Origin of the sequence: Roseovarius sp. TE539, assembly GCF_003298505.1 — a bacterium.
Lineage (GTDB): Bacteria > Pseudomonadota > Alphaproteobacteria > Rhodobacterales > Rhodobacteraceae > Roseovarius.
Genome location: NZ_QNGB01000018.1, coordinates 1 through 12,605 on the forward strand (window position 1 = coordinate 1; position 12,605 = coordinate 12,605).

Below are 12,605 nucleotides of genomic sequence, written 5' to 3' on the forward strand. Positions count from 1 at the left end.
CCCTTCGCCAGGTCGATCGCCAGCATGCTGATATTCGTCGTCATCGGTGTGCCCTCCGCTAAGTTCCAATCGAACTATTATGGCATAAAGGATGCCGTCAGGTGGGGGCATCCACCGCATCAGTTCAGTCAAGACCCCCGGCACGTCCCACCGGCTTTGCGGCACATGGTGCAGGCGCTCGGAAACGGCTGGCGGGCCCAAACAGGACCACCATATGCGCTGATCCATCACAGGGGCTGCTAGGGCCCCCAAATCGCCGCCGCGTGGGGGCGCGTCGGCGATCGCGCGGCGGGCCTGACGGCCCTCGATTCCGCGCGGGTCTCGGCCATGACCACGGAAGAAAAAGCCAAGGCCTTCCCCGATCAGGACCTGTCCGACCTCGATTTTACCTCATTCCGGCAGCTCCGTTGGGACAAGCTGGTCGGTCGCGCCGAGGTGCGGTCGGATGAACCACAGGGCACGGGCCCGGCGCAGGGCGGGTTTCAACCCGCCACACCAACCCATCGGCAGAGCCTGCATGATCGCCAGACCACCGGGTGGCGGTCCAAGCTCCGGGTTCTTCGGTTTATGCCAGCCACTGTCGGAGCCCCTCAACCCGGTGCGCCCGGTCTTGGTTCCGCCGGATTGAGCCGGCAAGCCGCAGGGTGGGTGTCTCCATTCATTTTCAGCGCTCGAGCGGGTCCTCACGCCCCGTCACGTGGGCTTCACCCGGTGCTTCCCACGGGCCTTACATCTTCCCGGACCGTCAACGGGGTCACACCACGGGTGAAACCACCCCCCACCTCATCCGCTCACGGTGCCGGCAGAAAGGTCCCGCCCGCGCCGGGCCGCCCGCTGCCCGGGATCCTCCGGCGGTCGCGGCCGGCAAAACACTTCAAGACCCCGGGACACAATCCTCAAACTGTTCAATCCGCGCGGACCATTTTTTCCTTGCGTTATCGGCCACGCGGCCCCATGTATTTCACGCGACGTTATCACTATCGACCATCTGACTCCTTACGGCTCAGTCACTCGATCTTGCACTGACTAGCCGGGCTGCCGCACCAACGCGGGCAGCATAAAACGAAGGAGACAACGGTATGGCCAATGGCACCGTAAAGTGGTTCAACTCGACCAAAGGTTATGGATTCATCGCGCCCGAGGGTGGCGGCAAGGACGTGTTCGTGCACATCTCGGCCGTGGAACGCGCCGGTCTGACCGGCCTGGCCGATGACCAGAAAGTGACGTTCGACATCGAAGCCGGCCGCGACGGCCGCGAATCGGCGGCGAACATCGCCCTGGCGTAACCCACTGGAAAAACAGATTTTTTCGGGCCCCTCAGGGGCCCGTTTTCATTTCGCCCGGTCGATCAGGCGAAGGACCGCCGGCCCCATCGCGTCCACGATCCGCGCCACGCCCCCGGCATTGGGGTGGATACCGTCGGGCTGGAAGAAATCCCGCGCCGCCGCCGGATCCGACGTGCCCAGGCCTGCGAAGAAACTCTCGAAAAAGAGCGTGCCGTACTTGTCCGCGAGGTCCGGATAAATCGCGTCGAAAGCCGCCTTGTAGTCCGGTCCGTAATTGCCCGGCGCCGTCATCCCGACCAACAGGACCGCCACATCCCGGGCCTTCGCCTCGCGCAGAATCGCCTCGAGGTTGGCACGGCTCACCGCCGGGTCGATCCCACGCAGCAGATCGTTGCCACCCAGTGCCACGATCATGGCATCCACATCTTCGGTCAGGCTCCACGCAACGCGCGCCGCTCCACCCGCCGTCGTATCGCCCGAGACGCCACCATTGATCAGCTCCACGTCGGCGCCCCGCTCCGCCAGCCAGCCCCGCATCTGCGGCACGAAGCCTTCGGACTCGACAAGCCCATAGCCCTGGGTCAGGCTGTCACCCATGGCCAGTACCGTTACCGGCCCGGCCCATCCCGGCGCAGTCATGAACAGGCAGATAATCAGCGCCGCCGCCTTGCCCCGCAGCCCCGCCACACCATATTTCGAAAAACCGTTTGCAATCAGGTGCAAGACCATGGCCACTCCTTTGCTGTCGCTTGCCGGCGCATCCCTCACGCTGACCGGGAACGCGGGGCCGGTAAGGATACTCCACGAGATCACGCTGGATGTCCACCGGAGCGAGACAGTGGGGCTTGTCGGCCCGTCTGGGTCCGGCAAATCCACGCTGCTGATGTTGATGGGGGGCTTGGAACGCGCCAGTTCGGGGCGGGTCCTGGCGCTCGGGCATGACCTTTCGGGTATGGGCGAGGATGCGCTGGCGCGCCTGCGGCGTGATCATATCGGGGTGGTTTTCCAGTCCTTCCACATGATCCCGACGATGACCGCGTTGGAAAACGTGGCCACGCCGCTTGAACTCGCCGGCCGCGGCGATGCCTTTGAGAGGGCCGCGCAGGAACTGGCGGCCATGGGGCTTGCCGACCGCGCCGATCACTATCCCGCACAGCTTTCCGGCGGCGAACAGCAACGCGTCGCACTGGCCCGCGCCGCCGCGCCGCGCCCTGACCTGATCCTTGCCGACGAGCCCACCGGCAATCTGGACGAAGCCAACGGGCGCGCCATCGTCGATCTTCTCTTCGGGCTGCGCGAACGCCACGGCGCAACCCTGGTGCTGGTCACTCATGCGCCCGACCTGGCGGCGAGATGTGACCGGGTTGTCACCTTGCGGGATGGCCGCATCACCGCTCCGGAGAAGGCCAACGCATGAAATTGCCCCTCGCCCTGCGGCTTGCGATCCGCGAATTGCGCGGCGGGTTACGGGGTTTCCGTATCTTCATTGCCTGCTTGGTCCTCGGTGTCGCGGCAATTGCGGCGGTCGGGTCGATTCGGGAAAGCATCTCCGCCGGGATTGCCCGCGAGGGCGCCTCGCTTCTCGGGGGAGACGCCGAAATCGAGCTGACCTACCGTTTCGCCGGGGAAAACGAACGGGCCTGGATGGAGGACGTTTCCACTCGGGTTTCTGAGATCGTGGATTTCCGTTCCATGGCGGTGGCGCCCAACGGTGAACGCGGCCTGACGCAGGTGAAGGCGGTAGACGGGGCTTATCCGCTTCTGGGCGAGGTAAGGCTCGATCCAGCCATGCCTCTGGGCAGGGCGCTTGACGGCCGAGACGGCCTGCCCGGAGCGGTCATGGACCCGCTTCTGATCGACAAGATGGAACTCGCAGTCGGTGACAGTTTCCGCCTCGGCACCCGCGAGTTCCGTCTCATGGCGGCGCTTGTCGACGAGCCCGACGATGCAATCGGCGGATTCGGCCTGGGGCCCCGCAGCATGGTCCGTCTGGGAGATCTTGACGGTTCCGGGCTGCTTGAGCCCGGCACCCTGTTTTCCTCTCAATATCGGCTCGACCTGCCGCCGGGCACCGATCCGGAGACAGTGAAGGCCGGCGCCGAGGAAGCCCTGAGTGGCAGCGGCCTGCGATGGCGTGACGCACGCAACGGCGCCCCCGGTGTGGCCGAGTTCGTGGATCGGCTCGGCGCGTTCCTGGTCCTCGTGGGACTCAGCGGGCTGGCCGTGGGCGGCGTGGGCATATCTGCGGCCATCCGCGCCTATCTGTCCGGCAAGACCGGCGTGATAGCCACCCTGCGCACACTGGGGGCCGGGCGGCGCCTGATCTTCCTGATCTACCTTATCCAGATCGGCTTGCTGGGACTTGTCGGGATCGCGGCGGGGCTTTTGCTGGGTGCCGGGCTGCCGATCCTGCTGGCCCCCGTGATCGAGGCCCGCCTGCCAGTGCCGGCGGTGTTCACCGTGCATCCCGCACCCCTTGCCGAGGCCGCGATCTACGGCGCACTCACCGCCCTGATCTTCACGCTCTGGCCCTTGGCCCGCACCGGAGAGGTGCGCGCAGCGGCCCTGTTCCGCGATGCACTGGATCGGGCCCGCATACTGCCGCCCTTGCCATTCCTGCTGACCAGTTGCGGGCTGGTCGGGCTGCTGCTGGTGTCGGCGATCCGATTTTCCGGGGAGGCTTTTCTGACGCTGTGGACGGCGGGCGGCATCGCCGGGGCGCTTGCGATCCTTGCGGTCACCGCGTTGTTCATCGGACAGACCGCCCGGTTGGTGCGCCCCGCGGTGCGGCACTTCCCTCCGCTTGCCTGGGCGCTTGGCGCCATCGGCGGACCGCGCAGCGCAGCCACCCCGGTGGTCCTGTCGCTGGGGCTGGGCCTGTCAGTCCTTGCAGCAGTGGGGCAGATCGATGGCAACCTGCGCGGCGCCATCACCCGCGAGCTGCCAAAAAAAGCGCCCGCGTTCTTTTTCGTCGATCTTCAGAAAGACCAGATGCCGGCGTTTCGCGATCGCCTGCAAGCCGACCCGGATGTCACCCGCATCCAGAGCGCGCCGATGCTGCGCGGCATCATCACACGCATCAACGGGCGCCCGGCACGGGAGGTGGCAGGAGATCACTGGGTGCTGGAGGGAGACCGTGGCGTGACCTATGCCGGCCCGCTGCCGGAAACCACGACAATCACCGCGGGCGAATGGTGGGGGCCGGCCTATGACGGAGCGCCCCAGGTCAGCTTCGCCGCGGAGGAGGCCGCGGAAATGGGGCTCTCTCTCGGCGACGAGATCACCGTCAACATACTCGGGCGGGACATCACGGCGACCCTGACCAGCTTCCGCGAGGTCGATTTCTCGACCGCCGGGATAGGGTTCATCATGGCAATGAACCCCGCCGCGCTGTCCGGTGCGCCGCACAGCTTCATTGCCACGGTCTATGCTGACCGGTCCGCGGAGGGCGCGATCCTGCGTGATGTGACCGGGCTTTTCCCGAACGTCACGGCAATCCGGGTGCGCGATGCGATCTCAAGGGTCGAGGGACTGCTGGCCGGGCTGGCGGCGGCCACTTCATGGGGGGCATCCGTGACGCTTCTGACCGGGTTTCTGGTGCTCATCGGCGCGGCTGCGGCCGACAGCCCGGCACGTGTCTACGAGGCAGCGATCCTCAAGACTCTGGGGGCCTCCCGGGCCAGTATCCTGCAAAGCCTCGCCTTGCGCGCGGCGCTGCTTGGCGCGGCCGCCGGCGCGGTGGCGCTCGGGGCCGGTATTCTGGGGGGATGGGCGGTCAGCCGGTTCGTGATGGACACGCAGTTCACGGTGATCTGGCCTGCTGCGCTGGCGATTGTTGGCGGGGGTATCGTCGTGACCCTCCTGGCCGGACTCGCCTTCGCCTGGCCCCCGCTGGCCGCGCGACCCGCCCGCGTTCTTCGCGGGCGAGAATGATCCGGGGCGCCGTGCCTACTCGGCGGCTTCGGCGTACTCTTCGAGCGGTGGACAGGTGCACACCAGATGTCGATCACCATGGACGTTGTCGACCCTGTTGACCGGCGGCCAGTACTTGTCCACGCGAAAGGCACCGGGCGGGAAACAGGCCTGTTCACGGCTGTACGGGCGATCCCACTCCCGGACCAGATCCTCCATCGTGTGGGGCGCGTTCTTCAGGGGGTTGTTCTGCGGGTCCATGCGGCCCTCCTCGATCTCGCGGATCTCCTCGCGGATGGCCAGCATCGCATCGCAGAACCGGTCAAGCTCCGCTTTGGTCTCGCTCTCGGTCGGCTCCACCATCAGCGTGCCCGCGACAGGCCAGCTCATCGTGGGGGCGTGGAATCCGCAATCCATCAGCCGCTTGGCAATGTCGTCCACGCTCACGCCCGCGCTTTCGGCAAAGGGTCGGGTATCCAGGATGCATTCATGTGCCACGCGCCCCTGCCGGCCGCGATAGAGGACGTCATAGGCCCCCTCCAGACGCCGGGCGATGTAGTTGGCGTTGAGGATCGCCACCCGCGTGGCCTGGGTCAGACCCTCGCCGCCCATCATCAGGCAATAGGCCCAGGAAATCGGCAAGAGCGAGGGTGAGCCGTAGGGTGCCGCGGAAACCGGTCCCTCATCGCCGCCTGTTGCCGGATGTCCCGGCAAATGCGGCACGAGGTGTTCCCTGACCCCGATCGGGCCCATGCCGGGCCCGCCACCGCCATGGGGAATGCAGAAGGTCTTGTGCAGGTTGAGATGGCTCACATCCCCGCCAAGATCACCCGGCCGGCTCAGCCCGACCATCGCGTTCAGGTTGGCCCCGTCGATATAGACTTGCCCGCCATGCTCATGCGTGATGTCACAGACCTCGCGCACCGTCTCTTCAAATACCCCGTGGGTTGAAGGATAGGTGATCATGCATCCCGCAAGGTTTTCTGAATGGGCCTCGGCCTTGGCGCGGAAATCCTCAAGGTCGATATCCCCGGTTTCCCCTGATTTCACCACCACCACGTCCCAGCCGACCATGTGCGCGCTCGCGGGGTTGGTGCCGTGCGCGCTCATCGGGATGAGACAGACCTTGCGATGCCCCTCTCCATTGGCGCGATGCCAGGCCGATATCGTCAGCAGCCCTGCGTATTCGCCCTGCGCGCCGGAATTCGGCTGCATCGAGATCGCGGCATAGCCCGTGATCTCGCACAGCTTGGCGTTCAGATCCTCGATCAGCACGCGGTACCCCTCGGCCTGATCGGCCGGCACGAAGGGATGCAGCAGCGAGAACTCGCGCCAGCTTACCGGCATCATCTCGGCGGCGGAATTCAGTTTCATGGTGCAAGACCCAAGCGGAATCATCGCCCGGTCGAGCGCCAGGTCGCGGTCCGCCAGGCGCCGCATGTAGCGCATCATCTCGGTCTCGGCGCGGTTCATGTGGAAGATCGGGTGGGTCAGGTAATCCGATTTCCTGTGCAACTTGTCGGGCACACGGTACTCGGGCGTGTAATCATCGTCCTTCATCACGATTCCGAAGGCGCGCCAGACTTGTTCCACAGTCTCGGGCCTGGTGCGTTCGTCAAGCGTGATGCCGATCTTCGTGTCCCCCACCTTGCGCAGGTTCACACCTTCGCGCACCGCCGATTGCAGAACCCCGCGCTGCAGCAGGCCCACATCCACAGTGATCGTGTCGAAGAACGCCTCGGGTTCGACGTGAAAGCCCGCCGCCTCCAGCCCCTTGGCCAGGCGCACCGTCTTGCGGTGGATGCGCTGCGCGATCGCCTTGAGGCCCTTGGGGCCGTGAAAGACGGCGTACATCGAGGCCATCACCGCCAGCAGCGCCTGCGCGGTGCACACGTTCGAGGTTGCCTTCTCGCGCCGGATATGCTGCTCGCGGGTCTGCAGGGCCAGCCGGTAGGCCCGGTTGCCGTGGCTGTCCACGCTCACCCCCACGAGCCGCCCCGGCAGGGCCCGCTTGTAGGCCTCGCGGCTGGCAATATAGGCTGCGTGCGGTCCGCCATATCCCATCGGCACACCGAAACGCTGCGTGTTGCCCACGGCGATATCTGCCCCCATGGCGGCAGGTTCCTTGAGCAGTGTGAGCGCCAGCGGATCGGCGATCACGATCCCGATCGCCTTGTGCTCGTGCAGCGCAGCTATCTGCTCGGTGAAATCCCGTACGTACCCGTATGTCCCGGGATACTGGAAAACGGCACCGAACACCTTGTCGGCCGGAACGTCACCGGGTGGGCCAACGATCACCTCTATATCTAGTGGCGCCGCGCGCGTCTTCATCACAGCGATGTTTTGCGGATGGCAGTTTTCGTCGACAAAAAACGCCTGCGCTTTCGATTTGGACACCCGCTGCGCCATTGTCATCGCCTCGGCCGCCGCGGTGGCCTCGTCCAGCAGGGAGGCATTGGCGATCTCCAGCCCCGTCAGATCGCTGATCATCGTCTGGAAATTCAACAGCGCCTCCAGCCGCCCCTGGCTGATTTCGGGTTGGTAGGGAGTGTAGGCGGTATACCAGGCCGGATTCTCCAGGATGTTGCGCTGGATTGCAGGCGGCGTCACCGTGCCGTGATACCCCTGCCCGATCAGCGACGTCAGGACCCGGTTCCGGCCCGCGATACCGCGCATGTAGTGAAGCAATTCGCGCTCCGACTTGGGCTTGCCGAAATCCAGCGGTTCCTCCTGCCGGATCGCTTCCGGAACGGTCTCGTCCACGAGTTGATCAAGTGTCCGGGCGCCCAGTTCCTCGAGCATCTGCGCCATCTCCTCGGGGGAGGGTCCGATATGACGCCGGTTGGCGAAATCATATGGCAGGTAGTCGGTCGGTTTGAACGGCATGTCGTTTTCCCTTCAACTGATGCGGGGCCGGTTTTGCCGGACGCGCCCGCTTCTGCTTGGTCCGGATTTTCCCGCTGGCAAAACCGTCGTGGAGACCCACGCATTCGCCGGCGGAAGCCTTGCACGGCCGGGCGCATTTCCTAGCCCACGAACTCCTGGTAAGCGGGCTCGTCCATGTAGTCGTCCATCTGGCTGGGCTCGGCCGCCTTGATCTTGAAGAACCATGCATCGCCCATCGGATCCTCGTTGACCTTTCCGGGTTCGTCGGTCAGCGCCTCGTTGACCTCCGTGATCTCGCCATCCAGCGGCGCCAGAATATCGCTCGCGGCCTTGACGCTTTCGATTACCACGACCTCGTCATCCTTCGACACCTCGGTGCCCGGTTCGGGCAGCTCAACGAAGACGATGTCGCCCAGCTGTTCGGCGGCGTGCTGGGTTATCCCGACCACGATCACACCGTCCTCGTCGCGAAGCCATTCGTGTTCCTCGGTGAATTTCATTCCTGTCTCCTGTCCAAGTCCTGTCGTTTCTGGGTTCAGCGTTTGAAACCGGCGGGCACGAAAGGCAGCGGCGTCACGGTCACCGGCCGCCGCCTGCCGCGTAGATCGCCGTAAAGACGGGTGCCCTCCCGGGCCATGTCCGCAGGCACGTAACCCATGGACATCGGCGCCTGAAGGGTTGGTCCGAAGGCTCCCGAAGTGATTTTCCCCACGGGGTCGCTGCCTTCCTCGACGGCATGAAGCTCGGTGCCCTCGCGCATCGGTGCCCGGCCCTCAGGGCGCAGTCCCACGCGCCGGCGGGCCGGACCGTTTTCCAGCTCGTCAAGGATACGTTCCGCCCCCGGAAAGCCGCCCTCGCGGATGCCGCCCCGGCGGCGGACTTTCTGGATTGCCCAGGCAAGCCCGGCCTCGACCGGCGTGGTGTTCGTGTCTATGTCATGGCCGTAAAGGCAAAGCCCGGCCTCCAGCCGCAGGCTGTCCCGCGCCCCCAGCCCGACCGGAGCAACATCCTCATGGGACAGCAGCGCCCTTGCCAGTGTCTCGGCCTTGTCAGCCCCGACCGAAATCTCGTAGCCGTCCTCGCCGGTATAGCCTGAGCGTGAAATCCAGAGCTCGCCGTGGTCACTGCCGAAAACCCCGACATCCATGAACCGCATTGACGCGACACCGGGCACCAATCCCGCCAGTACCGCCTCGGCCCCGGGTCCCTGCAACGCAAGCAGCGCCCGATCCGTGATTTCCTCGACCGTGCACCGGGGCAGACCCGCCCGCAGATACGCGATGTCGTGATCCCGGCGGGCCGCGTTGACCACCAGAAACAGGTGATCGCCTCGATTGGCCAGCATCAGGTCGTCGAGGATCCCGCCCGTCTCGTTGGTGAATACGCCGTAACGCTGTCGCCCCTCCGGCAGGTCCAGAACGTCGACCGGAAGCAACGCTTCCATCGCCGCCGCAGCGGATTCGCGGCTCTCCCCGGAGCGCACGATCACCTGACCCATGTGACTTACATCGAACAACCCGGCGGCAGCCCGCGTGTGCAGGTGTTCCTTGAGTACGCCAGCGGGAAACTGGACCGGCATCTCGTAGCCGGCGAAAGGGACCATCTTCGCGCCCAGAGCACGGTGCAGAGCCGTCAGTGGTGTTGTCTCAAGATCGCTCATGGCCCGGCCTCCCCTTTGCCTGCCGCGCGGACCTTTTGGATCTCGCGGACACCGATGGCGCACGGCCTTCATGGCCGCGTCCCGATGCCCCCTCTGTCCTTTCGCCTGAGATCGCTATCCCTTCGGCGCCCCGGACGTGATCCGGGATCTCTCCAGAGTTGCCTGTCATGTCGGAACGGTCCCTGTTGCCTGAGAGTTTCCGGGGCGGTTGCTCCTTCGGCACCGGCTCAGCCGGTTCTCCCGATCCGATGTATGTGCACGATAGTATGCCGGCACCGGCCAATCAACCCTGTTTGGCGCAGCCCACAGGCAGGAAGATTTCGAAGAGGGCTGCGTTGCGGCACACCAGCGTCTCCAGGTTAATATGGTCGAGATGGCTGTAGAACGCTTCGGCGGCGTCCGAGATCGCAACCTTCAAACGGCAGGCGCTGACAAGGGGGCAGGTATTGTCAACATCGGCAAAGCACTCGGTTATCGGCATCGGGGACTCGAGCGCGCGAAACACCTCGCCGATGGTGATGTCGGTAGTCCCGCGCGCAAGTTCGATGCCGCCATTGCGCCCCCGGTGCGTGCGGAGATACCCCAACTGAGCAAGCTGGTTGATGATCTGGGCAAGATGGCTTTCCGAGGCATTGCAGCGCGCGGCGATCTCCGTTTTCGTGACCAGCCGGTCCTTGTTCACACCACAGAACATCAGTACCCGCATTGCGATATTTGTGCGTTTTGTAATGCGCATGTCTTTGCCCGAGCCCTTCCCCCGCCCCTCCTTGCATTCCTTCGATCCTGCTTGCAAAAGACGGGGGAACGACATGATCCAGATCAAGGGTGCACCGATAACATATACCGGACATGCATATTTCTTCGGCTACGGCAGCCTGGTGAACCGCGAAACACATGATTTCGACGGCGCACATCCCGCACGCTTGAAGGGCTGGCGCCGGGTCTGGCGCCACACCACGCTGCGCCCCGTTGCCTTCTTGACCGTGGTGCCCGACCCCGGGGGCGTCATCGAGGGGCTGATCGCCGAAGTGCCGCGGCTCGACTGGGCCGCCCTGGACGAGCGCGAGAGCGCCTACGATCGCGTCGCGGCCTCCCATCAGATCGAGCACCGGCTCACCCACCGGCCCGAGATCGCTGTCTATTCAATTCCCGAAGGCAAGCACGGCGCCCCGTCGCAGGCACATCCCGCTTTGCTGAGCTATATAGACACCGTGGTTCAAGGCTACCTGCGAGAGTTCGGCGAGGATGGCGCGCAGCGCTTTTTTGCCACCACAGACGGGTGGGAGGCGCCGGTTCTGGATGATCGCGCCGACCCGATCTATCCGCGCCATCGGCACTTGAACGAGGAAGAACGTGCCTTCGTGGATGCCTGCCTTGCGGAGCGTGGCATCCGGCCAATGACCAGCTGATCGCTGGCAGACGCTCTGTCGGCTCCACACCGCGCCAAGCAGGCAAGACCCTCGAAAGCGGTCAGTCCGCAGCACGTATTCTTTGCATCAGCGGCAGCACCTGCGACATTTCCGGGCCGCGCTCCTGCCCGGTCAGCGCCTTCCTCAACGGCATGAAAAGTGGCCGCCCCTTGCGCCCCGTCGCATCCCTTACCGCAGCGGTCCATTCGCTCCATGTCGCGTCATCGTATGGGCCCTCGGGCAGCAGGCGCATCGCGTGGGCCACGAAATCGGCATCCTCGGGGGCGATCGCCGGCTCCGCACCATCGCGGAACATGATCCACCACGCCTCCAGATCATTGAGCGTTGTGATGTTGTCTCGCGTGACGGCCCAGAACCGCGCCGCCAGGCCGTCGGGCACGCCGATGGCCGCGATCGTCTGGCGCACTTCCTCGAACGGTGTCTCCTGAAGGATCCGCGCCGTCATCGGAAACAGGTCGTTTTCGTCGAATTTCGTCGGAGCGGCACCGAAGCGGGTGATATCGAAGCCATCGACCAGGGTTTCCATATCGGTCCGCAACTCCACCGGATCGCTCGATCCGAGCCGCGCCAGAAGACTCAGCAACGCCATGGGATGCACGCCGCGCTCGCGCAGGTCACGAAGGCTCAGCGTGCCAAGCCGTTTCGAAAGGGATTCGCCTTGTGGGCCCGTCAACAAGGAGTGATGTGCAAAACGTGGCGGGGTGCCTCCCAAGGCTTCTATGATCTGTATCTGGGTGGCGGTGTTGGTGACGTGGTCACTGCCGCGCACCACGTCTGTCACCCCCATTTCCATGTCGTCCACGACCGAGGCCAGAGTATAGAGCACCTGGCCGTCGCCCCGGATCAGCACCGGGTCGGAAACACTGGCGGCGTCGATGGACACCGGACCCAGGATGCCGTCATCCCATTCGATCCGCTCCTGATCCAACTTGAAGCGCCAGACACCCGGGCCGCGTTCGGCGCGCAGGGCCTCTCTCTCGTCCCCGGTCATCGACAGGGCCGCCCGGTCATAGACCGGCGGACGACCCATGTTGAGCTGTTTCTTGCGCTTCAGGTCCAGCTCCGTCGGGGTTTCGAACGCCTCGTAGAAGCGGCCCATTCCACGCAGCGTGTCGGCAGCTTCGGCATAACGGTCCAGCCGTTCGGATTGCCGCTCCACCCGGTCCCAATGCAGGCCCAGCCACTCCAGATCCTCCTTGATCGCGTCGACATATTCTTCCCTGGACCGCTCCGGATCCGTGTCGTCGATGCGCAGGATGAACTGCCCGCCCGCCTTGCGCGCAATCAGGAAATTCAAAAGGGCGGTGCGCAGGTTTCCAACATGGATGTGGCCGGTCGGTGACGGGGCGAAACGGGTGGTGGTCATGGTGCGGGCTCCTCGTTGGCGTGGGCAATGTCACAGCCCCGCGCGATTGTCCAGATTGCGCCCCT

The 12,605-nt window shown here is 64.9% G+C and carries 10 protein-coding genes and 2 riboswitches; of the genes, 4 read left to right on the top strand and 6 right to left on the bottom strand.

Translation table 11 applies throughout. The features are described 5' to 3' along the window. The first annotated feature begins 1,079 nt into the window (after positions 1-1,079). Complete coding sequence (locus tag DQW77_RS11940; RefSeq protein WP_113258460.1) at positions 1,080-1,286, top strand: cold-shock protein; 207 nt, start codon at positions 1,080-1,082, stop codon at positions 1,284-1,286. Between the two features lie 45 nt (positions 1,287-1,331). Here DQW77_RS11940 and DQW77_RS11945 read toward each other — a convergent pair whose 3' ends face one another. Next, positions 1,332-2,015 carry an arylesterase gene (locus DQW77_RS11945; RefSeq protein WP_113258461.1) on the bottom strand — a complete coding sequence of 228 codons (684 nt, stop codon included), beginning with the start codon at positions 2,013-2,015 and terminating at the stop codon, positions 1,332-1,334. On the opposite strand from DQW77_RS11945, the gene DQW77_RS11950 reads away from it, so the two are divergent. Further along, a complete protein-coding gene (locus DQW77_RS11950; protein ID WP_113258462.1) occupies positions 2,014-2,703 on the top strand; it encodes an ABC transporter ATP-binding protein in 690 nt (229 codons plus the stop codon). The two genes, DQW77_RS11945 and DQW77_RS11950, sit on opposite strands and share 2 nt — an antisense overlap. Beyond that, positions 2,700-5,219 carry an ABC transporter permease gene (locus DQW77_RS11955; RefSeq protein WP_113258463.1) on the top strand — a complete coding sequence of 840 codons (2,520 nt, stop codon included), beginning with the start codon at positions 2,700-2,702 and terminating at the stop codon, positions 5,217-5,219. Before DQW77_RS11950 ends, DQW77_RS11955 begins: the two co-directional genes overlap by 4 nt. Before the next feature lie 15 nt (positions 5,220-5,234). On the opposite strand, the gene gcvP is transcribed toward DQW77_RS11955, so the two are convergent. The 4 genes from gcvP to DQW77_RS11975 form a co-directional block, all read right to left on the bottom strand. Continuing rightward, entirely contained in the window at positions 5,235-8,084 is a 2,850-nt protein-coding gene (gene gcvP / locus DQW77_RS11960) for an aminomethyl-transferring glycine dehydrogenase (RefSeq protein WP_113258464.1), read from the bottom strand. Between the two features lie 140 nt (positions 8,085-8,224). Beyond that, on the bottom strand, positions 8,225-8,584 hold the full coding sequence (gcvH, locus tag DQW77_RS11965) for a glycine cleavage system protein GcvH (protein ID WP_113258465.1): 360 nt from the start codon (positions 8,582-8,584) through the stop codon (positions 8,225-8,227). Positions 8,585-8,619: 35 nt separating this feature from the next. Then, positions 8,620-9,744: a glycine cleavage system aminomethyltransferase GcvT gene (gene gcvT, locus DQW77_RS11970; RefSeq protein ID WP_113258466.1), complete on the bottom strand. Its 1,125-nt coding sequence runs from the start codon at positions 9,742-9,744 to the stop codon at positions 8,620-8,622. An 83-nt stretch (positions 9,745-9,827) separates the two neighbouring features. Then, positions 9,828-9,910: riboswitch (glycine riboswitch) on the bottom strand. Then, a riboswitch (glycine riboswitch) is annotated at positions 9,911-9,997 on the bottom strand. Between the two features lie 30 nt (positions 9,998-10,027). Beyond that, entirely contained in the window at positions 10,028-10,480 is a 453-nt protein-coding gene (locus DQW77_RS11975; protein ID WP_113258513.1) for an Rrf2 family transcriptional regulator, read from the bottom strand. Between the two features lie 73 nt (positions 10,481-10,553). On the opposite strand from DQW77_RS11975, the gene DQW77_RS11980 reads away from it, so the two are divergent. Then, a complete protein-coding gene (locus DQW77_RS11980) occupies positions 10,554-11,153 on the top strand; it encodes a gamma-glutamylcyclotransferase family protein (protein ID WP_113258467.1) in 600 nt (199 codons plus the stop codon). A 61-nt stretch (positions 11,154-11,214) separates the two neighbouring features. Here the strand turns inward: DQW77_RS11980 and gltX are convergent, their stop codons facing one another. Beyond that, a complete protein-coding gene (gene gltX, locus DQW77_RS11985; RefSeq protein ID WP_113258468.1) occupies positions 11,215-12,540 on the bottom strand; it encodes a glutamate--tRNA ligase in 1,326 nt (441 codons plus the stop codon). Positions 12,541-12,605 lie beyond the last annotated feature (65 nt).